The organism is Caldalkalibacillus salinus, assembly GCF_016745835.1.
Lineage (GTDB): Bacteria > Bacillota > Bacilli > Caldalkalibacillales > JCM-10596 > Caldalkalibacillus_A > Caldalkalibacillus_A salinus.
Map to the genome: position 1 here is coordinate 65585 of NZ_JAERVL010000004.1, position 24611 is coordinate 90195.

Genomic DNA, 24611 nt, shown 5'->3' on the forward strand with positions numbered 1-24611 from the left:
TGGCTATGTAGAGAGGAGGGCAAATGATGCCGATCACCATCAGAGATGTGGCCAAACATGCAGGTGTTGCCCCGTCTACCGTATCAAGGGTTATTGCGAACAGTAACCGCATCAGTCAACGTACAAAAGAAAAAGTTTTTCAATCTATGAAAGAACTAGGATATCATCCTAACTATAATGCAAGAAGTTTAGCAGTTAAGAACACGAAATGCTTGGGAATTATCATGCCTAGGTCCACGGAAGAAGCGTTTCAAAACCCGTTTTTCCCAGAAGTGATTCGAGGCATTAGCGTTTGTGCGAATGAAAAAGGGTACGCCCTATTTTTATCAACGGGGGGCAATGAGGAGCAGCATAGAGAAGCCGTTGTTGATATGGTCCAAGGTCGACGAGTAGATGGTGTTATATCACTATATACAAAGGTAGATGACCCATTAGTCGAGTATTTAAGCGACCAAGATTTCCCATTTGTCGTTGTAGGACAACCCTATAACGATAAGTTAAAGATTTCATATGTGGACAATGATAATGTACAAGCGGCGAAAGAAGCGACTGAACATTTAATCAAACTAGGACATCGTCACATTGGATTCGTTGGTGGATCTATCGATTTATTGGTAACAAGAAACCGATTAATTGGCTATCGCCAAGCGTTAGAAGAGGCCGGAATGGCGTATGATGAGTCTTTAGCTATACACGAATCCTTTCTCCAAGAGGGAGGATATAAAGCGATGGTAGAGCTCCTGCGAAACGATAATCCTCCTACTGCACTCCTTGTGATTGATGATGTGATGGCTTTAGGGGTTATCAGCGCGCTTAGTGAGATCGGGATTTCGGTTCCTCAACAGGTTTCAGTGGTCAGTATGAATGATGTCCCGATTGCCAAGGTTTCCTCCCCACCCCTGACGACAGTAAACATTGGTATATATGATTTGGGTTATCAAGCGACGAAAAAACTACTAAAGTGGGTAGAGGAAGACGAACCTGATTTCACACCAACGATCGTTGAACATCAGTTGATGGTTCGCCATTCTACAGCGAAAAGGCAAACAGAATCACAAAACGTTTAGCAAGATGGGTATAGGCCACGATCAACAATGAAGTGCACTCTTAAGTAAAACTATGATATCTTCACTTATAAGTCGTTCTCTCACATGATAGAGAATGGCTTTTTATTTAAGGGTCTTTATACCTACATTAAAAGCCTGCACGGAAATTTTTTAATACTTTAGGGCTAAATCATTTTGTGTATCGAATATTTCCGTAAGATGGTAGAAAAAAAAGAGGGAATCCTTTACAATAGGGAGATGTATTGGAAAAATTATGATTATTTGATGTAAGGGAGGAGAAACGATGATGAAACGCAGCATGATTTGGTTAATCGTTGTGATGCTTGTATTTAGTATGACGCCTAGCGTGAGTGCTACAGGTACAGCCAACGACGAAGTGATTGAAGAGGCATTAAAGAAAGCGGATCTGTATCATGTGCAATCCGAAGTCAGTAAAAGTGACCTCATTGAAAGAATTCATGAGTTATTCCCGGGACAGTTTGATGAACTTACCGAAGATGACTTCCGTATGGACCGTCATGTCTATAGACCTACGCCAGAGGAGGAACCTGAACGTCATAGAATTAGCTTTCATAAGCGAGTCAGTGACGGCCAATTTATAGACGGTCATTTTGAGTTTGTCGGTGAAGCATTAGAGCTTACAAACTTTTACTACCATCCCGGTAAAGTGGCAGATGCTTATTATCCTCCTGAAGTAAGCCGTGACGAAGCTGAGGAGATCGCAAGTGCGTTTAAAGACGAATTTGTGGAAGGGAACTATGTCCTGAGCGATGATGAAGATGCTTACATGTACCATGGTTCAAACCGTACGTTAACAGAACCGGTTGAATATCAGTTTACATATCATCTACAACACGAAGATATCCCGGTTCGTGGACAGTCTGTCAGAATTACCGTTTTAGGTAACGGTGAAGTCACAAGATTTAGTCGCCCTCAAAGCGACATGAGCCAATTAACTTTTGAAGAATCTGAAGCGTTATTAACGGAAGAAGAAGCGTTCGACATTTATGACGACGGCTTAGAATTAGCCCTACGTTATAGAGCAGATTACTATACACCGCAAGATTCAAATCAAGCTTACCTCGCTTATGACCCTGTTCACCATATTAACGGTATTAGTGCAGTGACAGGTCAATATTTATCTGGTGGTGAATTTGTAACTGAATTCCCAGAACAAGAAGAGATCATGATGCTCGTTAGTGAACCCGTTACAACTGAGCAACAACCGATTTCCCCTGAGGAAGCAAAAGCGTTAGTAGAGGAACTTCTTGCACCTGCTGATGAGAATACGGAACTCCATATTGAAGGTGTAAGAGAAGTAGAGAATCATTTAGGGCAAGAAGTATATCACGTTAATTACATGTATTATACCGGTAACTCAGGATCTGGGAGCTCTATTGAAATAACAAAACAAGGCGAAATCATGAACTTTTACAACCACAGCCAGTCTGAACGATACTATCGACCAGGTATGGAAAGAGAAAAGCTAGAACCACAGATTACAGAGGAAGAAGCGTTAGAAAAGGCGGTAAGCGCCATTGAGGAATATGCGGCCTCTAACATGCATCTTTATAGCTATCCAACAACAACAGTTCAACATGACGTTTATGAAGGAGCATACCGTTACAACTTCCCTCGTGTACATGATGGCGTCGTATTCAGTGGCGACTCTATTAATGTCACTATATCATCTCAAACAGGTGATATCTTAAACTTTAATAATCGCTTCCGTGAGCACGAATTTACGGCTTCACCTGAAGATGCTCTAGATGTAGAGGAGATAAGGGAGGCCTATACAGAAGCGTTTGATTTGGAACTCACTTATGTGAATCTGTATAATGAAGATGACGAACATTACTACCTCGTGTACGCACCGAGGCGTGATACACCTTACAATTACTTTGATGCCCAATCAGGTCAGTGGGAAGAAACTGAAGGTTCGCGTCAACGTAGAGCAGAAGGAGAAGCGCCACTTGTTGAGCATGCTTGGGCAGCAGAAGAACTCAATTTCTTAATTGAGTCCGGGATTGTGACATGGTCAGAGGACTTTGATGCAGATGTGAGCATGACAAAAGGGCAAGCGTTAGAGGTGTTAATGAAATCCTTAACTCGCTTTTGGAATTCTTACGGTCCACATGAGGATGTAGAGCCAACGTTCAGCAACATTGATCAAGATCACCCGTTGTTTGACATCGTTGAGCGTGCAGCAGAAGCAGGCATCATTGATCCTCAAGCTAGTGCTTTTGATGTCGATGCAAACATCACGCGTGAAGAGTTAGCCGTTTGGTTTATTAGAGCAATGCGTCTTAATGAGGCCGCTGAGCATGCGGATATCTATAAGCTCCACTTCAGTGACGCAGACAATGTATCTGATGGTTACCAAGGACATGTGGCACTAGCATCCGCATTTGGCATACTCCAAGGTAACAATGGGGCTTTCAACCCTCATCAAGAGGTGACACTGGCTCAAATGGCGGTAGCGACAATTCGCTTAGCGAACACCATTACAAACTTCGAACACCAACGTTATCTATACTAAAATAAAACAGAGGCTGTTGAGGCTATACTTTAGTATCTTAGCAGCTCAAGAGGCCGTGGGTATGATCATACCTGCGGCCTTTTTAAGATTATGAGCCGGTTAAGCCTCGTAATGTTACAGCCATACTAGGGTCTGTTATAATGTATATAGCTTACGAAGTACTTATTGCATCGTTATACATAAGGAGGATTTATCATGAGTTTAGAACCCACATTACAGATGTTTAAGGATTTAACTGAAGCACCAGGTGCACCTGGACACGAGCAGAATGTTCGTAACATTATGAGAAAATGGATTCTTCCTTTCTCTCATGAAGTTTACCAAGATAACATTGGGAGCTTGGTTGCCAAGAAAGTAGGCAACCAAAACGGACCCAAAGTTATGGTTGCTGGTCACTTGGACGAGATTGGATTTATGATTACTCATATCACAGATGACGGATTCTTACGTTTTCAAACACTTGGGGGTTGGTGGGAGCAAGTCATGCTGGCTCAACGTGTGAGTGTATTGACATCAAAAGGTGAGATTGAGGGTGTGATAGGCTCTAAACCCCCACATATCCTTTCAGCCGAGGCACGTAAGAAAGCAGTAGATAAAAAAGAGATGTTTATTGATATCGGTGCGACAAGTCGTGAGGAAGCGGAAACGTTTGGGGTTCGGCCTGGAGATACAGTGGTCCCCATCTGTCCTTTTACGGTGATGAAAAACCCTAAAATGCTCATGGCAAAAGCGTGGGATAATCGGATTGGTTGTGCCATTGCAATCGAAGTGTTGAAAAGGCTAAAGGACGAAGGACACCCTAACGAAGTATACGGTGTAGGAACCGTTCAGGAAGAGGTCGGATTAAGAGGGGCTCAAACATCAGCACACGTCGTGCAGCCAGACATTGCGTTTGCCGTTGATGTTGGTATTGCAGGTGACACACCAGGTGTCAAACCGGACGAAGCTTTAGCAAAAATGGGCAAAGGTCCCCAATTGTTAATTTACGATGCGTCTATGATTGGTCATAAAGATCTCAGAGACTTTGTCGTCAATGTAGCGGAAGAAAACGATATTCCCTTCCAATACGACTATGTCCCGGGTGGGGGCACAGACGCAGGTAAGATGCATTTAACTGGGAATGGAGTCCCCTCATTAGCTATCGGTATAGCTACACGTTATATTCATAGTCATGCCGCTATTTTACACCGTGATGATTTTGAAAACGCAGTAAACCTACTTGTGGAGGTCATTAAAAAGTTAGACGAGCAAACGGTAAAACAAATTATCGGTTAAAGCACTCATTTATATGATAAAACGACTTGATATGAATCGTGATTGTGGTTAGGGATACGTTTAGGGAAAAACGTAAAGAGGTACAGTGAGTGATACAGGTATATATTAGAACATATAAAAGGAGGGGTCTAATTGTAGCCCCTCCATCATTTTGTGCCATTTTAACGAGTACAAATGGTGAAAGAAAAGAGAGAAAGAAACGAGTGGTTCATAAAATATAAGAGTGGATTACTGAAGTCCGCTCTTAATATGATCGACAATATCTGCTTTTTCCTGTTCACCACATTCGTTCCACATTAACTCGAATAAAACACCAAGACCTGGAAGCATTTTTTCCTCTCCGCTTTCGATGGCGTCTAATATGGTGGCGCGAATATGTTCTTCGTTACTATCATTTAAATTGTCCGTAATAGCGTGTCTCAAATTCAGGTTCATGTAAATACTCCTTTCTTCAAGTTAAAAGCATTATTATTATGTACGTTAATTTGGTATAGTATGAATGTAAATTGTAAGTCAACCTTGGAGGGATCTGATTAAATGTTCATTCACTCTTCCCAAAATCCAACATTTAAATTGTGGAAAAAGTTACATACAAAAAAAGGACGTCGAGCGCAACAACGATTCTTAATCGAAGGCATCCATATGGCTGAGGAAGCATTGCAGTCTACATATATTATTGATGAAATGATTATCTCTGAAGATTTCAATCTACCTGAGTCATGGGCTGCACAGATAAAAAGTGCAAAACCTAAAGTCATGACCCTTACAAACGAGCTTTTTTCACAAATTTCCTCCACGCCCTCACCGCAAGGTATTGCGATGACCGTCAGGCTGAATAATGAGAATGACGTAAAAAGTGTGATGAGAGAATGCACATCGTTAATGTTAATTGACCAAGTTCAAGATCCGGGAAACTTGGGTACAATAATGAGAACAGCTGACGCCGCTGGCATTGATGCTGTCATTTTAGGAAAAGGCACCGTTGATGTGTATTCAGACAAAGTCCTTAGATCCACACAAGGGTCGGTGTTTCACATTCCGCTCGTTGAAGCTGATTTGTTTAACACAATCCTCACGTTGAGGGAGCAAAACTGGTCAGTTGTAGGCACAAGTTTGCAGGGAGCCACACCCTATACTGAGATGGGGACAATCGATCATCCTTATGCCTTACTCGTAGGTAATGAAGCCAACGGTTGCTCAGAACAACTATTGGATCTTGTGACACATAAAGTCAAGATACCGATGTATGGCAAAGTCGAGTCACTCAACGTTGGTGTAGCGACTGGTATTTTGCTTTATTACTTGCAACACGAGACTAAGCATCTGCCTCACAGATAAGTTGTCAGATTATCATCAAACAGCGCCATCGGTGAAGTGTACGCGCACATAAATGAAATTCATAAACAACATAATTTTTTTTAATAAATATGAGCATGAGGATAGAAATGAAATGTTTTTTTCGATATGATAAAAAACTGAGAGCTGTAAGTGAACAAAGTAGCGACCTTTGTTTTCAAGCTCTCTAAGGAGTAGGGTTACACCAATGTTATCATCTATAACTTTTTTAACTCCTTACTTTAAGGGAGCAAGAGGAAACGTGACAACGGCAAATAGAATCAAGAAGGGCTATGAGGGTCAAGGGCGGTCAGTCAAAGTGTTAGCCTACAGTGAAGGCCTAACAGGACCGGATTTTCAACAAGTTTTAGAAAACAGCAGTACAAAGCCAGTATTGCATATTTTGCATATCACTCGCTTTGTTCAATGGATGCAATACGAAGAGGTTTCAATTCCCTCATCTTATATGGTGACGATGGGGGGGACAGATATTCATATGCAGCTCTCACAACGTGATTTGACGCAGGCTGAGTTTGCATTTGTGGATAAAGCGCAATACGTCACGTTGTTTACACAAGAAGCAAAGGAGATTCTATCCCAACATAACCCAGCTTGGGAAAGCAAGCTAGTCGTCATTCCACAAGGGATTGAACTCCCTACAATGCCTGAAAAAAACGGACCACTGACAGGTGAAGTTGAAGAATCTGCAGATGATCGTCCTTTCCATATTCTTCTGCCTGCGGGTCTTAGAGAAGTGAAAGATGTTTTGCATCTGTTACCTGCGTGGGAGCACTTATACAACAAGGATCGCCGTTTGAAAGTCACCATCATCGGAGAAGTATTAGAGCAGCCAGTCTTACAAGACGTAAAATCAGCCTGTCAGGCTTACCCGTTTCTACAGTTTCAGGATTCTGTTTCTTTTCAGCAGATGGGAAGTCTGTATGCCCAAGCGGACCTCGTTATTAATACGTCTAAACAGGAAGGACAACCGACGGCCGTCTGCGAAGCTATGGGGCTTGGTATTCCGGTAATTGTGAGAGACAATCCGGGAAATAGAAGCTTCGTGACACATGGCCAGACGGGTTATGTTTATCAGGAGCCGCGAGACTTTGTACATCTGGTCGACGAGCTGATCAATCACCCCGAGAAAACAGAGCGAATGGTAAAAAAGGCACAACACTTTGTACAATCTATACTCAGTGTGGAAAAAGAGATACAAGCGTATCTCAACCTATTAACCAAATTAAGACGATAAGAAACAACAGAGGTGTAAAACATGAAAAAATGGGTATTATCTTTGATTTTAATGTTAGTTTTGAGTTTAAGTGCTTGTGGAACAGCTGAGGAAGAACCTCAGGCCAATGAAAGTGAGGACACATTCAAAATAGGGGTTATACCCGCTTTGACCGAGGGTAACCTAGAAGAGCCGATGGAAAAGCTTGAACAGGTTCTAGATGACGCGTTGGAGCAAGATGTGGAGCTTGAAGTCTACCCCGATTACAATGGTGTCGTCGAAGCACTTAATTTTGATCACATACAGTTGGCCTATTTAGGACCAGCCACTTATCTTGAAGCCCATCACCGTTCTGGGGCCCAAGCGATTTTGACCCAACTGATTGATGGTAAACCCTACTATCATTCTTACATTGTGACACAGCATGATGCCCCGTGGGAGAGTCTTGATGACCTATTAGCTGAGGCTGAAGAGGTATCTTTTGCATTTGGAGACCAAAGCTCTACGTCGGGTAGCATTGTGCCTAGTCATGAGCTTAAACAACGTGGTGTTTGGGAAGATGAACAGACGTCAGATTTTGGAGAGATGAGATATACCGGCTCTCATGATGCGACCGGAATCGCTGTTCAAAACGGTCAAGTTGACGCCGGAGCAATCGATAGCGCCTATTTTAACTTATTAATCGAGCAAGGCACGCTAGATGAATCCAAATTTAAAGTCTTATGGCAGTCAGAAGAATTGTTCCAATATCCTTGGGCTGTGTCCTCTGAAGTAGATGAAGAGACGATTCAAACGATTCAGGACACGTTTATCAATATTGAAGATGAAGAGATATTGGGAGGATTCGGCGCATCAGCCTTTGTTGAAGCGTCTGACGAAGACTACGAGTCCATTCGTAAAGTGATGGAAGAGATGGGACGTTTGGATTAATTGTGGTGAAAAAACATGTGGTTTAATCGCAAGAACATATTACTATCTATTACCATTATCGGCGTACTGATCTGGAGTGCTATCGGTACGGATTTCAGCTTGGACAAGCTGAGAAATTTTGCAGAGCATTATCAAGAGATCATTGATTTGTGGTTCCCGCCTAACTTTGAAAGAGTGGACCGTGCTTTTAATGCGATATTGCTTACCTTACAGGTGGCTTTCTTTGGCTCCTTTGTAGCACTCCTGATTGTATTACCGATCAGTTTTTTTGCAGCCAAGAATACAAGTCCTAATGCGACGATATATCATCTCGTTCGAAACAGTTTGAGCGTGTTACGTTCTGTACCGGACATCGTCATTGGGATTATATTGGTCATGGCAATCGGATTGGGACCTTTCCCAGCGGTGATGGCCATTCTTTTACACAACATAGGGGTCTTAGGTAAACTCATCTCAGAATTGATTGAAGCAGCGGACAAAGGACCACAGGAAGCGGTCGCTTCCTTAGGGTTAGGAAGAATGATGATTGCGATGTACGGTATTCTTCCTCAAATCATTCCTAATATCTTGTCCCATTATTTTTATCGTTTTGAAGTGGCGATACGCTCTTCTATTATTCTAGGGTTTATTGGCGGTGGCGGCATCGGACAACTGTTGATGAACGCGCAAAGGGTTTACGCTTATGGTGATGTGATGCTCTATGTGCTTTTCATCATGGCACTCGTCATTTTGGTGGATATGATGAGTAGTTACGTCCGAAGTCGCGTCATATAGGAGGAACTGATGACACTCATACTCAAAGAATTAAACGTTTCTTACAAAACACGTCGAAGAGAAGAGCAAGCCCTTGATCACGTTGATTTAACGGTTCAAGAAGGAGAGTTTATTGGGATACTAGGACGCAGTGGAGCGGGAAAATCAACATTGGTACGTTGTATTAACCAACTAGTCAGACCTTCAAGCGGCCAAGTCCTATGGAACGGAATGGATCTCAGCACCTTAAAGGGACCTAGACTTCGGAAGGTGAGAAGAGAGATTGGGATGGTCTTTCAACAATTTCATCTTATTCCAAGGCTGACCGTGTTACAGAATGCTGTGCTCGGAAACTTTGGGTATAGGCCCCTGTATAAGAATATTGTGGGTTACATCTCAAAAGAAGAATCAAATAGAGCATTGCACGCTCTTGAACGAGTAGGGATCGAACATCTGGCACAGAAGCGTGTCGATCAATTGAGTGGTGGACAACAGCAACGAGTGGCCATTGCCAGAGTGATCATGCAACAACCTAAAATACTACTAGGCGATGAACCTGTTGCCAGTTTAGATCCTACTACAAGCAAACAAGTGTTACAGCTCATGAAAGAGATACACCACACCGAAGGCATGACCACCATTGTGAACTTACATGATGTACAGTTGGCCTTAGATTATTGTCAACGTATTATCGGCTTGAAAAACGGGCAAATCATCTTTGATGGTGCGCATGACGAGGTGACAACAGACGTATTAGATGAGATATATGCTTAAAAGGACGCACTTCAAAAGAGCGATGCACATGGCTATCTATTTTGAAGAGACAGTGACAGAATGAGCGTATTCTTGTCAGCAGTGTTGTCTGTTGCAATCCAATAGGAATTTTCATATAATATCCCTTAAGCACATTTAAAATAGTTGAACGGCTGAGAAAGAGACTTAGTAAATAGAAGGTTGCCTCTCAGGGAGGAGACGTCGTGACTGTAAGCGTCTCTAGGTAAACACTATTGAATTCCCTCTGGAGCTGTCCTGTGAGCCTTTTCACCTAAGAAAAGTGGGTAGCAGGTACCGGGTCCCATACTCGTTATTGGAATGAAGTGAAAGATCGACATTATCTCATCACGCTCAATATGGGTGTGATATGTGTCTGATCTTTAATAAGGGTGGTAACGCGAGCGCTCGTCCCTTGAGGATGAGGGCTTTTTTTATTTGTCTAAAAGCGCAATAGGATTGAGGAATATTAGTAGAGGAGTGGATGTCATGAAGGATAAGCTATTAGCTTTAAAGGAAGATGCTCTGACCAAGGTCGACAATGCGACCGAGCCCAAAGATCTACAGAATGTGAGAGTCGAGTACCTAGGAAAAAAAGGTCCTATCACCGAGGTGCTCCGTGGCATGGGGCAACTGCCAGCTGAGGAACGCCCTGTCATTGGTCAGCTTGCCAACGACATACGCAGTGATATTGAAGCTGCTTTACAGGAAAAGGAATCTGAACTGGCAGCCAAACAGTTAGAAGCACAACTAGCAGAGGAGAAGATCGATGTCACACTACCGGGTAGACCGGTAACGACAGGAGCGACACATCCTTTGTCGGCAGTGATAGATGACATTGAAAATATTTTTATGGGTCTCGGTTTTAAGATAGCCGAGGGACCAGAGGTTGAACAGGACTATTACAATTTTGAAGCTTTAAATTTACCAAAAAACCATCCGGCAAGAGATATGCAAGACTCCTTTTATATCACCGATGAGATTCTCTTACGTACACATACATCGCCCGTGCAGGTGCGTACCATGGAAGCGATGAAAGGAGAAGTGCCCGTTAAAATTATCTGTCCGGGTAAGGTGTTCAGGAGAGATGATGATGACGCAACGCATTCTCATCAATTCATGCAGATAGAAGGGCTTTATGTTGATCGCGGTGTTAGCATGAGCGATTTGAAGGGCATACTCCTGACTTTTGCTAAGGAAATGTTCGGTGAAGATCAACAGATCAGGTTACGACCAAGCTTTTTCCCATTCACAGAACCGAGTGCTGAAGTCGATATATCGTGTATCCTGTGTCACGGTGAAGGCTGTCGTGTATGTAAACATACCGGTTGGATTGAGATTCTAGGTTCTGGCATGGTCCATCCTCGCGTGTTAGAAATGGCTGGATATGATCCTAAGGAATATTCAGGTTTTGCCTTCGGAATGGGCGTAGAAAGAATCGCGATGCTGAAATACGGCGTAGACGACATCCGTCATTTCTACACAAATGACCAACGCTTCATAAAACAGTTTCAACGATTATAATCACGAGGAGGAGATTCATCTTGTTAGTGTCATATAAATGGTTAAATCAGTATGTGGATCTTAGTGGCGTAAGTCCACAAGCCTTAGCGGAAAAAATCACACGGGCCGGTGTTGAAGTAGATGTGATTCATGAGCGTCAACAAGGCATACACGGGGTTGTCGTGGGCTATGTACAGGATTGTCAGCAGCACCCCAACGCTGACAAGCTACGTGTCTGCCAGGTTGATATCGGAGAGGGCGAGCCTTCACAAATTATCTGTGGAGCCCCAAATGTGGCTCAAGGACAGAAAGTACCGGTTGCTAAGGTAGGCGCTGTCTTGCCGGGTGATTTCAAAATTAAAAAGGCAAAGCTCAGAGGTGAAGCCTCCCATGGTATGATCTGTTCCGCTCAAGAGCTTGGGATTGAAGATCGCTTAGTGGCTCCAGAGTTCAAAGACGGTATAATGGTGTTACCAGAGGACTTAGAGGTCGGTTCAGATGCCCTAGCTCACCTGGACCTTGATGATGTGGTATTAGAGCTCGACTTGACACCTAACCGCTCAGATTGTTTGAGTATGATAGGCGTTGCTTATGAAGTTGGAGCTATACTCGGTCGTAAAGTACACTTACCAGCTTACGAATTGCAAGAGACAGGTGCTCCAACAGCTGATCAAGTCAAGATAGATATCGAAGCAGAAGACTTATGCCCACACTATGCAGTACGCAAAGTGAGCAATGTTAAAATAGGTCCGTCACCATTATGGTTACAGAATCGCTTAACGGCGGCCGGTGTAAGACCGATCAACAACGTTGTTGATGTGACCAACTATATTATGTTGGAATACGGCCAGCCCTTACACGCCTTTGATGCGAAACAAGTGAAAGATCAGCATATCATTGTTCGTGAAGCCCAACAAGGAGAAAAAGTCGTCACGTTAGATAACCAATCGCGCACGTTAGAAGCAGGCACGCTCTTGATTACAGACCCAGAAAAAACAATTGCCATCGCAGGTGTCATGGGGGCAGCGAATTCTGAGGTAGAAGATGATACAACGGAGATTATCTTAGAATCCGCTTATTTTGATGGTCCGTCTGTCCGTCATACCTCTAGAGCGTTAGGCCTGCGATCTGAAGCGAGTGCCCGTTTTGAGAAAGGGGTTGACCCTGAGCGTATTCACGCTGCCGTTAACCATGCAGCATACCTGTTATCTGAATTAGCAGAAGGTGAAGTCCATCAAGGTGTGGCCGAAAAACAGGTGCGTGATATGCCGAGACAGGACATCTCAGTACATCTTGCTCGCCTAAACAAACTATTGGGGACCACTTTGCAACCAACAGAGGTCACGGAAATCTTTGACCGACTCGCGTTTGATTACGAGAACAAAGGACACGAAATTCGTGTTGAAGTCCCAACACGACGTCCAGATTTAGCCATTGAAGAAGATCTCATGGAAGAAGTGGCGCGTTTATACGGGTACGATGAGATTCCAACAACACTTCCAGCGGGCGTCACAACTGCAGGATCTAGAACACCTAGACAACAGTTACGACATACGATCAAGCATTATTTACAGGGTGCAGGATTAGACCAAGTCGTCACATACTCATTGACAAGTGAAACGAATGCCCAATGGGACACGTTTGAGAAAAACGTGTATACACCGATACCACTTAGCATGCCGATGAGTGAAGAGCGTAGTCACTTGAGAACGACGCTCGTCCCTAACCTTTTAGAAGTGACACAGTACAATAAAAATCGTAAGCAAAATCACACGCATATCTTTGAGGTCGGACACGTTTTTCTCACGCAAGAGCGTCAATTGACCTCCTTACCTGAGCAAGAAGAGCGTATTTCAGGGGCACTTTCAGGTCTATGGCAGATACATCCATGGCAACAAGTAAAAACACCGGTTGATTTCTTCGTTGTTAAGGGGGTATTAGAAGGATTATTTGAAAAGCTCGATGTTGGTGTACCGACATTTGTATCGACACAGATTGATCATTATCATCCTGGAAGAACGGCGCTCATTTACCTAAAAGATGAGGTCGTTGGGTTTATCGGACAACTCCACCCCGAAACTCAAAAAGAGTTAGACTTACAGCCAACATATGTGTTTGAACTTAGCTTTGAGCGATTGCTCAAACATCTACCAGAGGAAATCTCCTTCACTTCTCTGCCTAAGTTCCCAGGTATTCAGCGTGACCTCGCCGTTGTTGTAAATGAAGACATTAAGGCAGGAGACTTGGTACAAACCATAGAAGAAGTAGGGGGAGAGCTTCTCCGTTCCGTTTCTTTATTCGACGTCTATCAGGGTGAAGGCATTGAAGAGGGGAAAAAGAGCATGGCATACGCTTTATACTACCTCAATCCAGAACGCACGCTGACAGATGAAGAAGTAGGTCAAGTACACAATGAAATTGTGACGGCGCTTGAGAAAAAATGGAACGCCCTGTTACGAAAATAAACAATTAATGATAAGATGGAAGGAAAAGCACCGAGGAGGGCTTTTGGGTGAATGAAGAGCAGAAAAATTCGATATCGGTGAAAATACACGGTCAACGATATAAATTAAAAGGGGAAGAGTCCCCAGAATATTTGCAGAGTATCGCCCATTACGTCGATATGAAAATGAACGATATCGAGGAAAAAAACCCATCTTTGGATGTAGCTAAAGTGGCTGTCTTATCAGCTGTTAACATAGCGGATGAATATCACAAACTCAAAAAAGAGTACGATGAACTATTAAAATGGAAAGAAAACCAGACGAAGGAGTAACAGCATGGGTATGATGGATGTTATTTTAATCATTTGTTTTTTGCTCGGATTTTACACGGGCTACCGCCGCGGATTTATACTTCAGGCGGTCCACCTCGTGGGATTCATTGTCGCCTATGTTGTGGCATATCGATACTTCCGTGACGTGGCTCCCATGTTAGAAACGTGGGTCCCATACCCTTTCCATGATCAAGAAGTGGTCAGTGGATTTTGGGTCGAGATGATGCAAATAGAGACCCTTTTCTATTCCGCTATCGCCTTTGCTCTTTTGTTTTTCAGCACAAAGTTCATCCTTATGCTCATAGGACACTTGCTCACGATGATTGCACGATTACCAGTATTAAACTTTGCTAATCGCTGGTTAGGGGGAATACTAGGTTTTGTAGGGGCATTTATTGTGACATTTGTCCTTGTCCATGTTATGCTCTTTATACCCTGGCAAACGGGTCAAGATTCGCTTACAGATTCGGCCGTTGCCACGTGGATGCTTGACAAAGGAAGCTTTTTATCTGACCAAATGAAGGAATCGTGGAATACAAGGAGTGAGATATAGATGAGTGAGAAAGTGAAACTAACAACACTTTCATCTAAAGGTGGATGAGGATGCAAAATAGGTCCAGAAGACCTGTCGCAAGTTTTGCGACATTTACCAGAAACCGTACCGAATCCTAATGTATTAGTGGGACTAGATACCTCAGACGATGCCGGTGTTTATCGTATTACGGATGACGTGGCGCTTGTACAGACAGTAGACTTTTTCACGCCGATAGTCGATGATCCCTACATGTTCGGGCAGATTGCTGCCGCTAACTCCCTAAGCGATATTTACGCGATGGGAGGGAAACCGTTGACCGTCCTTAATATTGTTGGGTTCCCGATTAAGACACTAGACCGGTCCATTTTAGCTGACATCCTTCGCGGAGCTGGTGATAAAGTGGCTGAATCAGGTGCTACGCTTGTTGGCGGACATTCCATCGATGACCAGGAGCCAAAGTTCGGATTGGCGTGCACCGGAACGATACACCCAGACAAGGTTCGTGCTAACGTAGGGGCCAAGCCTGGTGATCGGCTGATCATAACGAAACCGATCGGTGTCGGGATACAAACGACAGCCATTAAGCGGGACCTACTGAAAGAGTCTGAGCTAGACAGGGTGATGACGGTCATGGCCACACTGAACAAAGAAGCGGCAGAGGCCATGCAAGGTTATCATGTTAATGCATGCACGGATATCACTGGCTTTGGCCTGTTAGGTCACGCATCAGAAGTGGCTAAGGGCAGTGATGTAGGACTTGTCATTCATCAGGACCAGGTTCCTGTACTAGAACGTACACGCGCACTTGCGGAAGAGGGCATTGTACCCGGAGGATCGAAGGATAACCATAAATGGCTTAGTGAATGTGTCCATTATGCAGAAGACATTGATCAAACCGATCAGTGGATCTTGTGTGATGCGGTGACGTCAGGAGGGTTACTCATCGCGGTTCCAGAAGCGGAAGCAGCCGATCTCCTTGAAGAGCTCAAAGCAAAGGGTGTCGAGGCAGCTGACATTGGATATGCGACAGAAGAACACCCTTGTGAGATCACCGTTAAAAAGCAGGTATAGTCAAGTTTTAAGAGTTGTTGGGACATTTCTCGACAACTCTTTTATTTTGGGCGAAGGCGAACCTTATTTTGTTGAAGGAATAAACGAACCTAAATGGAATTAAAAAGGGAGCGCTCTTATTAACCGTCTAAAGACATGAGAAAGGGTATGACGTATGAGAAAGTTTATGTCCAAACTAGGACCTTTTCAATTTACAGTCTACATCTCTGCTTCTATCATTTTTTTAAACGTGCTACTCATTAACCCTATTTTTCTATATTTTGTAAATGATATTGAAGTGGCCAAAGTGATTCTATTGAAAGAAGCCATTTTTTTGATTTGTACATTTACAATATTATACATCTTATCAAGTATGTACTATAAACGTACACGAGAAGTGGCTAAAGATGACCTCAAGCAGATGATTCAAAATCTACAAAATTATGTCTTCCGAATAAAAAAAGATGACAAAGGTCGGTTCATTTATACCTTCTCAGAGGGAAAGATTGCCGACGAGAGAGGACGTACGACGGAAAACATTTACGGCTTAACGAGTGAAGAGGCGTCAGGGAAAGTATGGGCTGACCAGGTTGACCCGTACTATGAACAAGCGTTTGAAGGAACAACAGTTAGCTATGAAGTGGTCAGTGAGGGCTGTCATTTATTCACGACACTCTCCCCCATCTACGAAAATGGAAAAGTCGTCGAGATCGTAGGGGCGTCCAGTGACATCACTGAAATTAAGCAAATGGAAGAGAATCTTAAACGGAGCCATGACCGGATTCATGACATCTTAGAGGGCATGGCTGAAGGCTTTTTAGCAATAAAGAGTAACGGTGATGTGACCTACATTAACTCTAGGGGTGCCAAACTTCTACATTGTAAGAAGCAGGATCTCATCGGTCAGCAAGTGTACGATATATTCCCACCAGAGATCATCTCCGAATTTGAAGAAGCGTATCAAAAATCCGTTCAGTATGGTGAGAGGTTAAAAAAAGAGACTTCATACAAAAAGAGATGGTTTGAAGTGACCCTATATCCCTCTCATGAAGGATGTAGCGTTTTCTTTAGTGATGTCACAGAAAGGAAACATTCTCAGGCTTTACTGCAGAAGTCAGAGAAACTAAGTGCAGTGGGGCAGCTTGCAGCGGGGGTGGCCCATGAGATCCGCAATCCTTTAACTAGTTTAAGAGGGTTTATTCAGCTTCTTCAAAAAGAAAACAGGCTACAACCACATCAGCACTATGTGAACATTATGATTTCAGAGCTAGACAGAATTGAATTAATTATCAGCGAGTTTTTGGTACTGGCGAAACCTCAAGCTGTACATTATCACCAAGCCGATATTTGTACCATGATTGAACATACGATGACCTTGTTAGAGACACAGGCGCATATGAACAATGTGGCCATTAATGTGGACATAGATACGAATATCCCGCGTATCGTCTGTGAACCCAATCAACTGAAACAAGTGTTTATTAATATCTTAAAAAATGCAATAGAGGCCATGCCTGACGGTGGTGAGGTTCAACTTAACGTTTATCGAGAGGATGAATGGATTAAAATCATATGTCGGGACGAAGGGATAGGGATTCAGGAAAAAGATTTGCAAAACTTAGGTGATCCCTTTTTTACAACGAAGGATGACGGAACGGGATTAGGATTAACAGTTAGTTTTAGAATCATTGAGAATCACGGGGGCAGGATTGAAGTGAACAGCCAGAAGGGAAAAGGTACGACATTTACGATCACTCTACCGCTCACGCCTCCTGAAGTATCAGAAACGGCAGGTTGAATTAACCTGCCGTTCGTTTTTTAATGAGCCATTTCTCTAATTGATACACACCCTGATACATGAGTGTCGCGATAATAGCGATGATCAGCAAGCTCATCAGAACAAGGGTAAAGTTAAACACCTGAAAGCCATATATAATCAGGTAACCCAAGCCTTTTTGAGCCACAAGGAATTCACCTACGATGACCCCGACCCAAGCTAAGCCGACATTGACCTTTAATGTGGATACAATCGTGGCAAATGAGGCAGGTAGGATGACGTATCGTAACACTTGATATTTGTTTCCCCCAAAGGAACGGATGACGGTGACATAATGGGTATCGACCTCTCTAAAGCTGTTATAGATGACCAGGGTTGTAATTATGACAGTGATGGCCAAAGCCATAGCCATGATGGACATGAACCCGGGACCTAACCCCACGATAAGAAGGGGCCCCAGGGCGACCTTCGGCATACTGTTCAACACGACGAGATACGGTTCAAGTACTTTGTTGAGGAACGGCGACCACCATAAAAGGGTGGCGATCAACGTCCCTATCAGCGTACCTAAAATAAACCCGACGAATGTCTCTGTCACCGTCGTCCAGAGATGAGGATAAAGACTCCCGTCTAGACCTTTCTCTAAAAATAGAGCAAAAATTTTACTCGGTTGACTAAAGATCAGCGGGTCAATCCATTTGTAGGAAGAGGCCAATTCCCACATTCCAAAGAACCCTATTAATAATAAGAGCTGTAAACTCAGGACTTTGCTCTTCTCAATCTTTTTTTTCTTCATAAATTGACGATGAATATTAGTCGTATCGAGGTTATGACTCATCCTGATCAAGCTCCTTCCATATTTTATGGAAAAGGGCATTGAACCCCTCTTGTTCCCTCGCTTCAAAAGGTAAGCAGTTACGAATGTGTGCTGGCACGTCAACAATCCCTTTGATCTCTCCTGGACGCTGATCTAAGACGACAATGCGGTCTGACATGGCTATACTCTCGGCAATATCGTGTGTAACAAGTACGGCAGTTTTTTCGTGCTTTTTCAATGTATCAAAGACGAGGTCTTCTAGTTTTAACTTCGTTTGGTAGTCTAAAGCAGAGAAAGGTTCATCCAACAATAATATATCTGGGTTCGTTACGAGCGTGCGCACCAGAGCTGCTCTTTGCCGCATACCTCCGGAAAGCTGTGAAGGCAAGTGTTCTTTATATTCACTCAATCCCATTTCCTGCAGCAAGAAATGGGCGTATTTTTCTTTTTGTTGACGTGTCTTCTGATCTAAATCCATCACTTTGACACCGATTAAGACATTTTCGAGTATATTCTGCCATTCAAAGAGATAATCTGCTTGCAACATATAACCGACTGAAGGGGTTGGATGTGTTAACGTCTGACCTTTAATTATCACTTCACCCTCTGTTGGTGTGATAAGTCCTGCGATACTAGATAATACTGTTGTTTTACCACAACCACTCGGACCAACCAAACTGATAAATTCCCCCTTTTCCACAGTGAGATCGATATGTCTCACAGCAAGGTTGGCTTCATTTTCACTCACATAAACATGGGAAACGCCCTGAAGCTTTATAAGGGATTGTGTGGACATCTTCTCCCCCCTCATCCTAATATAGGCATACGTGTAGATGTTGATAGTGTATTTTATGTGAGTGGGATAAAAAGGTGCAAGCGAGCCCAAGTAAATATATGTATAATGAGCAAAAAAATAATAATATTGATAATATACTTTTAATCCTAGAAATAGGGATTTGTTTCTATGGTTGGATTTTGTAAGTTATATTAATATTGTGGGAAATAGTTATAAATCTATTGTTTATGACCAAAACCCTACATTCCGTTAGCAATTTAACAAAAAGGAGTGAAATAAATCGTGGGGTGAGCTAGGGGCTCTGGATCACTTCTTTACCCACTATAGCGAAGTTATATATTTACATAAAAATAGCCGAGCAGAGCCCGGCTGAACGCGATGTTAATTTTTAGATGCCCTTTCTGCAAATGTGGTGTCCACAAGTATGTCATAATCAATTCTTTGCTGTAGTTCTCCTGACTCTTCAATGATGTCTTGAATACGATCCCACTCATTTTCGCCCAAAATCAAATCTGGATCATACGTTTCCTGCTCCTTATAGCGCTCGATGACGGCTGCAATAACGTCCAACTCAGTATCTTCAAAAAACGGTTGAATGGAAGCTGCAACCTCTTCCACCGGTTGTTCATATACAAATGTCTGGGCTTTTATCAGGGCGTTTGTAAACTTTTGTGCCGTTTCTTCGTTTTCATTCAAATAGCTTTCTTTTGCCATAAATACAGTGTAGGGAACGTGACCACTCTCCACGCCAAAAGAAGCCACGACATGGCCAATCCCCTCCCTCTCAAATAAAGTGGCTTGCGGTTCAAAGAGCTGTACAAACTCTCCCGTACCTGAAGCAAAAGCATTGGAGATGTTACCGAAGTCGACATTTTGAATTAACTCCAAATCATCCTGTGGATCAATGCTATGCTTTTTTAACACGTATTCCCCCACCATCTGCGGCATTCCGCCTTTTCTTTGACCTAGAAAAACACGACCTTTTAAATCATCCCACTCAAACGATGTTAGTTTCTCTCTAGACACTAAAAAAGTGCCATCCGTTTGAGTCAATTGTGCAAAATTAATCACGGGGTCATCCGTGCCTTGTTGATGAACGTATATACTCGTTTCACTACCAACAAGGGCAATATCGGCTCCATCTGACAGAAGTGTTGTCATTGTCTTATCGCCACCCCATGTCGTTGTGATCTCAACCTCAAGCCCCTCTTCAGCAAAAAAACCTTCTGAGACCGCCACGTAGTGTGGGGCGTAAAAGATGGAGCGTGTCACTTCAGCGACCTTTACTTTTGTTAAATCAGATGATGGGTTGTTACAAGCACTTAATAGAAGGAGAGGAAGCGTTAATGCCATAAGTAGACCTGTGCGAAGCCATTTCATTCTCCTCTAACACACTCCTTTTTAATCAGATTTGATGCATGGAGATACGATAGTATATTCACGTTGATAAAAATGTGTGTTAGCCCATATCATTTTTTAGGTGTGAGTTCATTCATGGGTATTTCAGACACAATTTCATGGCACACAGCTGAATATTGGAGGGTGTTTACAAATCATGATACACTGATTTAGTACCACTTCTAGAATAGCGATAAAAACATAGATCAATGATGCTCACAGTGAAGAGACGAGATGAAGTTGAAAAAGGAGCCGTAGTGTATGGACAATCGTGCGTATCGCAGTCAATATCGGACGAACTGTGATGTTAATCATCTATCGGATATAAAACATAACCAAACCAAACGCGTGTTAGTGATGACGGCTGTCTCTGCCGAAAAAGAAGCTGTTCTAAAAGGACTTCAACAGTCAACCCCACATCACTTTGATGTGCAACTGTCAGGTGTGGGTGTGGCTGAGGCTGCTGCTCGTACGGCTTTTCAATTAGCTCAAAACAAACCCTATGACCTTGTGATCAATGCGGGCATTGCAGGTGGATTTGCTAGGAGCGTACATATCGGTGATATTGCCATAGCAGATCGTATTATTGCCGCCGATTTAGGTGCAGAAACACCACAAGGATTTATAAGTGTAGATGAGTTAGGATTCGGTTCAGCTACGATATCGGTTGATGCTATCGTACGTCAACAAATCGTACAAGCATTAAAGCAAAAAGGCCTTAATGTGACGTCGGGACCTGTATTGAGTGTGTCCACAGTTACGGGGACAGAGCAGACAGCCACGGCATTAACACATCGAATAACGGGCGCAGTAGCTGAAGCAATGGAAGGGTTTGGGGTGGCAAGTGCGGCTCAGCAGTGCAATATACCTGTCTTAGAAGTGCGGACCATCTCTAACGTCGTGGGGGATAGAGATCGGGCGTCTTGGCGCATACCAGAAGCCTTAGAAAAACTAGAACAAATCTTTACTATATTCCCGGAGGTGCTCAGATGAAAATATCATTTTCTCCTTGCCCGAACGATACATTCATTTTTCATGCCGCTGTAAATGGCATCATTTCCGATGCGCCAGAATTAGACGTGACATATGCGGACATCGATATCACCAATCATTTGGCCGCTCAGCCTGACGGTCCCGATATACTAAAAGTGTCCTACGCTGCGCTACCTTGGATACAACCAGACTATGCTCTACTCCCTTGCGGTGGCGCACTGGGGAGGGGGTGCGGGCCCATGATTTTAGTGAATCAAGAGGAGTCGACCCAGTTAGATCCACGGAAGCTAAGTGGCAAAGTCGTGGCTGTGCCTAGTGAACGTTCAACCGCTTATCTTCTGTTTCGCCTTTGGTCTGCGCAGAACGTGCCTAACGGTATAGGAGAGATTGTGGTTCTTCCGTTCCACGACATTATGCCTGCGGTTAGAGATGGTAAAGTAGACGCAGGCTTGGTTATTCATGAGGCACGTTTCACTTATCCTGATTATGGACTAGGATGCCTCGTCGATTTGGGACATTGGTGGGAAACCGATACAGGTTTACCTATACCGCTCGGTGCCATCATAGCTAAGCGTTCGCTAGATATAGACGCTACGATTCATTGGATTCGACAGTCTCTAGAATACGCCTGGAAGCATCCTCAAGTGTCTCAAGATTACGTCCTTGAACATGCCCAAGAAATGTCTCCAGAAGTGGCTCAGTCACATATTGATTTGTATGTCAACGGGTTTTCACGCGACCTAGGTGAGGAAGGTTATCATGCTGTACACGCCCTATTAACGAGAGCAGCTCAAGAAAACATTGTACCCCCAATCGATGTTGAGGCTTTACGCTGGGATCGGTCATAATGAATGGCGGTCATATTGAATTGGCATTATGACCTTCATACCATTCATGCCATGAGCACAATAGCCCATGATTTAATTAAAGCGATTTAAAGATGACAAAAGGAGCGCTTAAGCCGCTGAAGCGGTTTAAGCGCTCCTTTTTTTGTCATTCTAGTCTGCGGGGCTAGGAAAGGAAGAGGTTTGTGTCAGGAGGTAATGGATCAGCGCTTCTTGTTCATCCGCTGTGAACCCCGCATCTGTATCTACCCAATACTCATGTCCTTCTCCCGTCACATGAACATCCTCTAACTGTTGTGACTTCTGGTTTGCTTCAATAACTTTAGCCCTTAACTCACGGTCAACGATCGCCCGCAGACTATTTTTAGGGTCGGGTGACTGCCCTTTTAATAATGTACCAGGGAGTCCCAAGTCTTCATAAATATCCTCACCGACCGCTACACCACCGTCATGTAGATAGGGAGGGGTCCAATAGAGCCCCACAAGTCCTTTTACTTTATAACCACCCTCAGTGTCCCCGTGAGCGAGAGCTAATCGAGCTTGAGCTTCGCTAGTATCCTTCATAGGAACCTTTATTTTTTTGGCATCCTCAGGAACAGGGATAGGGGTATCCGGTGTATAAGTATAGGATTCTACCATGTGAGGTTCTGTATCTTTAAAAGCTTTAGCCCGAGATGGTTCGGTTTGGATCTCTTCAACAGGAAGTACTTGATGATTGGTAAAGTAATCACCTGCGTGACAAGTCATACACCCGGCCCGTTCAAAAACGTCACGGCCACTTTTGACTTTCTCTTCGTCCACCTCCATCGGTGGTTGAGGCGGTCTAAGCGTGTTTTGCCAAGCAGACATCGCATTGATTTCCTCCCCTACGTGATGCCCCTTAGTGCCCACGATGGTGCCGTTTGGGGTGAACAAAGAAATCCTAGGGAAGGATGTCGGCTTGACCATTTCATTTACGCCGGGCATACCTGGTGTAGGGTCCACAGAAGCAAAGAACTCTGACGGTTTTTGATTTGATGCTGGGTCATATCTGAACGACGGATTAGCCGCCCGTTGTAAAATAGTGGCGATGTACACTTCTCGGTCAATATTAAATAAGTCATCGCTTTGTTCTATCTGGCCAAGAGAGTCTGAGTTTTGTGCATGGACATTATTATTGAGTGAGCTTAATCCTTTAAAAGGGCCTAAGAAAGCGAACCCACTCCAACCGTACGGGTGGTCCATAAAGGTGAACGAGTCTGGTATCTGCGTAGGATTACTGACGAGATCAATTGTTGAATCAAAGTTTCCTTTGGGCCACTTAACCAGCGTTTCATCTACTGCTTTTTCTAACGCATCCGGATCCGGCAACACTTCACGCTTACCGTCGGTGGTTTCGACTGTACGTTCAACGTTCTGAATATAACGTTCTAATTGTTCGATGTCCGTGTTTGTAAAGTAAGCGGCTGAGTTTGAAGCTAGAGCCATAATGAGACCGGTGTTAATGTCAAGGTTAGGTGCCCCTTCAACCACCTCTTTGGTCACAGGGTCAACACTCGCATGGCAGGCTGCACAGCTAATGCCTACACGGAGGCGTCCGTCAGATACTGAAACCGGCATCCCAAGCGGTGTATAAGCTCCTTTAGGTACGTCGAGACCTGTGTCAACTTTTTCTCCTTTCTTATATTCACGTCCTCCTATGGTGATGTCTTCTGCTAAAGGGACTCTCAGATTCGTTGTTCCCTCTCCTTGGAGGTCCATAATCGCTTGTATAAACGATCTTGGCTTCAAGGGACCGTCTAGCACACCCATAATGTCGGTTAGAAAGACTTCGTTCCCGAACGTCTCCTGATAGAAAGCCTCTCTACCTAGCTTGAGCAAGGCCTGATCTATCTTAACGGCACCGTTTTCGGCAGATAAAAGATGCTTGCCTTCATCGGTGTTCAGCATCTCTTTTGCTTGGGCAGGGGAGAAGTAGGTTCCCCATAGGTCATACGCGGGTGAAGACCAATCCTTTTGTTGTATGCTATATACACCGCCATCCATGACATTACTACGATCCGGTATATAGCCGTAAGTGAATTGTAAATGTTGAAAGGAAAGGACGCCTATCAGTATTAGCAACAATAGCAACCCACTTCCTAAATAGAGCCATTTTTTCATACTATCGATCCATCCCTCGTTCTGAAAATTACTGTGTTAGTCACTTATAACGTTTTCCTTATGAGATAGTATGGA

Annotated in this window: 21 protein-coding genes and 1 other annotated feature; of the genes, 16 read left to right on the forward strand and 5 right to left on the reverse strand. The window is 43.6% G+C overall.

Features of this window, described 5'->3' with window-relative positions; genetic code table 11:
- Positions 1–26: 26 nt before the first annotated feature.
- From JKM87_RS04035 to JKM87_RS04045, 3 genes are all read left to right on the forward strand, one after another.
- Positions 27–1067 carry a LacI family DNA-binding transcriptional regulator gene (locus tag JKM87_RS04035; protein WP_202078228.1) on the forward strand — a complete coding sequence of 347 codons (1041 nt, stop codon included), beginning with the start codon at positions 27–29 and terminating at the stop codon, positions 1065–1067.
- Between the two features lie 283 nt (positions 1068–1350).
- A complete protein-coding gene (locus JKM87_RS04040; protein WP_202078230.1) occupies positions 1351–3606 on the forward strand; it encodes an S-layer homology domain-containing protein in 2256 nt (751 codons plus the stop codon).
- Between the two features lie 195 nt (positions 3607–3801).
- Positions 3802–4881, forward strand: coding sequence for a M42 family metallopeptidase (locus JKM87_RS04045; protein WP_236838587.1), 1080 nt, complete (start codon positions 3802–3804; stop codon positions 4879–4881).
- 228 nt (positions 4882–5109) lie between these two features.
- On the opposite strand, the gene sspI is transcribed toward JKM87_RS04045, so the two are convergent.
- Positions 5110–5316: a small acid-soluble spore protein SspI gene (gene sspI / locus JKM87_RS04050; protein WP_202078232.1), complete on the reverse strand. Its 207-nt coding sequence runs from the start codon at positions 5314–5316 to the stop codon at positions 5110–5112.
- A gap of 102 nt (positions 5317–5418) precedes the next feature.
- Between sspI and JKM87_RS04055 the strand changes: the two genes are divergently transcribed.
- The 11 genes from JKM87_RS04055 (at position 5419) to JKM87_RS04105 (ending at position 17566) form a co-directional block, all read left to right on the forward strand.
- The gene (locus JKM87_RS04055; RefSeq protein WP_202078235.1) at positions 5419–6219 is read left to right on the forward strand and encodes a TrmH family RNA methyltransferase; all 801 of its coding nucleotides are present in this window, start codon (positions 5419–5421) and stop codon (positions 6217–6219) included.
- 259 nt (positions 6220–6478) lie between these two features.
- The gene (locus tag JKM87_RS18165) at positions 6479–7471 is read left to right on the forward strand and encodes a glycosyltransferase (protein WP_202078237.1); all 993 of its coding nucleotides are present in this window, start codon (positions 6479–6481) and stop codon (positions 7469–7471) included.
- 21 nt (positions 7472–7492) lie between these two features.
- On the forward strand, positions 7493–8380 hold the full coding sequence (phnD, locus tag JKM87_RS04065) for a phosphate/phosphite/phosphonate ABC transporter substrate-binding protein (RefSeq protein WP_202078239.1): 888 nt from the start codon (positions 7493–7495) through the stop codon (positions 8378–8380).
- Positions 8381–8395: 15 nt separating this feature from the next.
- The gene (gene phnE / locus JKM87_RS04070; protein ID WP_202078241.1) at positions 8396–9154 is read left to right on the forward strand and encodes a phosphonate ABC transporter, permease protein PhnE; all 759 of its coding nucleotides are present in this window, start codon (positions 8396–8398) and stop codon (positions 9152–9154) included.
- Positions 9155–9163: 9 nt separating this feature from the next.
- Positions 9164–9907 (forward strand): phosphonate ABC transporter ATP-binding protein, encoded by a 744-nt coding sequence (phnC, locus tag JKM87_RS04075; RefSeq protein ID WP_202078243.1) that lies wholly within the window; start codon positions 9164–9166, stop codon positions 9905–9907.
- A 145-nt stretch (positions 9908–10052) separates the two neighbouring features.
- Positions 10053–10323, forward strand: a binding site (T-box leader).
- Positions 10324–10393: 70 nt separating this feature from the next.
- Positions 10394–11428, forward strand: coding sequence for a phenylalanine--tRNA ligase subunit alpha (gene pheS, locus JKM87_RS04080; RefSeq protein WP_202078245.1), 1035 nt, complete (start codon positions 10394–10396; stop codon positions 11426–11428).
- Positions 11429–11448: 20 nt separating this feature from the next.
- On the forward strand, positions 11449–13872 hold the full coding sequence (gene pheT, locus JKM87_RS04085) for a phenylalanine--tRNA ligase subunit beta (RefSeq protein WP_202078247.1): 2424 nt from the start codon (positions 11449–11451) through the stop codon (positions 13870–13872).
- Positions 13873–13919: 47 nt separating this feature from the next.
- A complete protein-coding gene (gene zapA, locus JKM87_RS04090; RefSeq protein ID WP_202078249.1) occupies positions 13920–14183 on the forward strand; it encodes a cell division protein ZapA in 264 nt (87 codons plus the stop codon).
- Positions 14184–14187: 4 nt separating this feature from the next.
- Positions 14188–14736, forward strand: a complete 549-nt coding sequence (locus JKM87_RS04095; RefSeq protein ID WP_202078250.1) for a CvpA family protein — start codon at positions 14188–14190, stop codon at positions 14734–14736.
- Positions 14737–15789 (forward strand): selenide, water dikinase SelD, encoded by a 1053-nt coding sequence (gene selD, locus JKM87_RS04100; RefSeq protein WP_202078252.1) that lies wholly within the window; start codon positions 14737–14739, stop codon positions 15787–15789. It abuts the gene before it with no gap.
- A 154-nt stretch (positions 15790–15943) separates the two neighbouring features.
- Positions 15944–17566 carry an ATP-binding protein gene (locus JKM87_RS04105; RefSeq protein WP_202078254.1) on the forward strand — a complete coding sequence of 541 codons (1623 nt, stop codon included), beginning with the start codon at positions 15944–15946 and terminating at the stop codon, positions 17564–17566.
- A gap of 1 nt (position 17567) precedes the next feature.
- Here JKM87_RS04105 and JKM87_RS04110 read toward each other — a convergent pair whose 3' ends face one another.
- From JKM87_RS04110 to JKM87_RS04120, 3 genes are all read right to left on the reverse strand, one after another.
- Positions 17568–18383, reverse strand: coding sequence for an ABC transporter permease (locus JKM87_RS04110; RefSeq protein WP_202078256.1), 816 nt, complete (start codon positions 18381–18383; stop codon positions 17568–17570).
- Positions 18373–19158: an ABC transporter ATP-binding protein gene (locus JKM87_RS04115; RefSeq protein ID WP_202078258.1), complete on the reverse strand. Its 786-nt coding sequence runs from the start codon at positions 19156–19158 to the stop codon at positions 18373–18375. The genes JKM87_RS04110 and JKM87_RS04115 overlap by 11 nt, the downstream gene beginning before the upstream one ends.
- 381 nt (positions 19159–19539) lie before the next feature.
- Positions 19540–20538: an ABC transporter substrate-binding protein gene (locus JKM87_RS04120; RefSeq protein ID WP_202078260.1), complete on the reverse strand. Its 999-nt coding sequence runs from the start codon at positions 20536–20538 to the stop codon at positions 19540–19542.
- A 279-nt stretch (positions 20539–20817) separates the two neighbouring features.
- Here JKM87_RS04120 and JKM87_RS04125 point away from each other — a divergent pair, with 279 nt between their 5' ends.
- Both JKM87_RS04125 and JKM87_RS04130 read left to right on the forward strand, forming a co-directional pair.
- The gene (locus JKM87_RS04125) at positions 20818–21549 is read left to right on the forward strand and encodes a futalosine hydrolase (protein ID WP_202078262.1); all 732 of its coding nucleotides are present in this window, start codon (positions 20818–20820) and stop codon (positions 21547–21549) included.
- Positions 21546–22397 carry a 1,4-dihydroxy-6-naphtoate synthase gene (locus JKM87_RS04130; protein ID WP_202078264.1) on the forward strand — a complete coding sequence of 284 codons (852 nt, stop codon included), beginning with the start codon at positions 21546–21548 and terminating at the stop codon, positions 22395–22397. Before JKM87_RS04125 ends, JKM87_RS04130 begins: the two co-directional genes overlap by 4 nt.
- Before the next feature lie 150 nt (positions 22398–22547).
- On the opposite strand, the gene JKM87_RS04135 is transcribed toward JKM87_RS04130, so the two are convergent.
- On the reverse strand, positions 22548–24536 hold the full coding sequence (locus JKM87_RS04135) for an electron transport protein (protein WP_202078266.1): 1989 nt from the start codon (positions 24534–24536) through the stop codon (positions 22548–22550).
- Between the last annotated feature and the right edge of the window lie 75 nt (positions 24537–24611).

What these genes read in the sequence shown, in the direction of transcription:
- JKM87_RS04035 (WP_202078228.1), top strand. Translation starts at nt 27, where the DNA reads ATGCCGATCACCATCAGAGATGTGGCCAAACATGCAGGTGTTGCCCCG.
- JKM87_RS04040 (WP_202078230.1), top strand. Translation starts at nt 1,351, where the DNA reads ATGATGAAACGCAGCATGATTTGGTTAATCGTTGTGATGCTTGTATTT.
- JKM87_RS04045 (WP_236838587.1), top strand. Translation starts at nt 3,802, where the DNA reads ATGAGTTTAGAACCCACATTACAGATGTTTAAGGATTTAACTGAAGCA.
- sspI (WP_202078232.1), bottom strand. Translation starts at nt 5,316, where the DNA reads ATGAACCTGAATTTGAGACACGCTATTACGGACAATTTAAATGATAGT.
- JKM87_RS04055 (WP_202078235.1), top strand. Translation starts at nt 5,419, where the DNA reads ATGTTCATTCACTCTTCCCAAAATCCAACATTTAAATTGTGGAAAAAG.
- phnD (WP_202078239.1), top strand. Translation starts at nt 7,493, where the DNA reads ATGAAAAAATGGGTATTATCTTTGATTTTAATGTTAGTTTTGAGTTTA.
- phnE (WP_202078241.1), top strand. Translation starts at nt 8,396, where the DNA reads ATGTGGTTTAATCGCAAGAACATATTACTATCTATTACCATTATCGGC.
- phnC (WP_202078243.1), top strand. Translation starts at nt 9,164, where the DNA reads ATGACACTCATACTCAAAGAATTAAACGTTTCTTACAAAACACGTCGA.
- pheS (WP_202078245.1), top strand. Translation starts at nt 10,394, where the DNA reads ATGAAGGATAAGCTATTAGCTTTAAAGGAAGATGCTCTGACCAAGGTC.
- JKM87_RS04095 (WP_202078250.1), top strand. Translation starts at nt 14,188, where the DNA reads ATGGGTATGATGGATGTTATTTTAATCATTTGTTTTTTGCTCGGATTT.
- JKM87_RS04105 (WP_202078254.1), top strand. Translation starts at nt 15,944, where the DNA reads ATGAGAAAGTTTATGTCCAAACTAGGACCTTTTCAATTTACAGTCTAC.
- JKM87_RS04110 (WP_202078256.1), bottom strand. Translation starts at nt 18,383, where the DNA reads ATGAGTCATAACCTCGATACGACTAATATTCATCGTCAATTTATGAAG.
- JKM87_RS04115 (WP_202078258.1), bottom strand. Translation starts at nt 19,158, where the DNA reads ATGTCCACACAATCCCTTATAAAGCTTCAGGGCGTTTCCCATGTTTAT.
- JKM87_RS04120 (WP_202078260.1), bottom strand. Translation starts at nt 20,538, where the DNA reads ATGAAATGGCTTCGCACAGGTCTACTTATGGCATTAACGCTTCCTCTC.
- JKM87_RS04125 (WP_202078262.1), top strand. Translation starts at nt 20,818, where the DNA reads ATGGACAATCGTGCGTATCGCAGTCAATATCGGACGAACTGTGATGTT.
- JKM87_RS04130 (WP_202078264.1), top strand. Translation starts at nt 21,546, where the DNA reads ATGAAAATATCATTTTCTCCTTGCCCGAACGATACATTCATTTTTCAT.
- JKM87_RS04135 (WP_202078266.1), bottom strand. Translation starts at nt 24,536, where the DNA reads ATGAAAAAATGGCTCTATTTAGGAAGTGGGTTGCTATTGTTGCTAATA.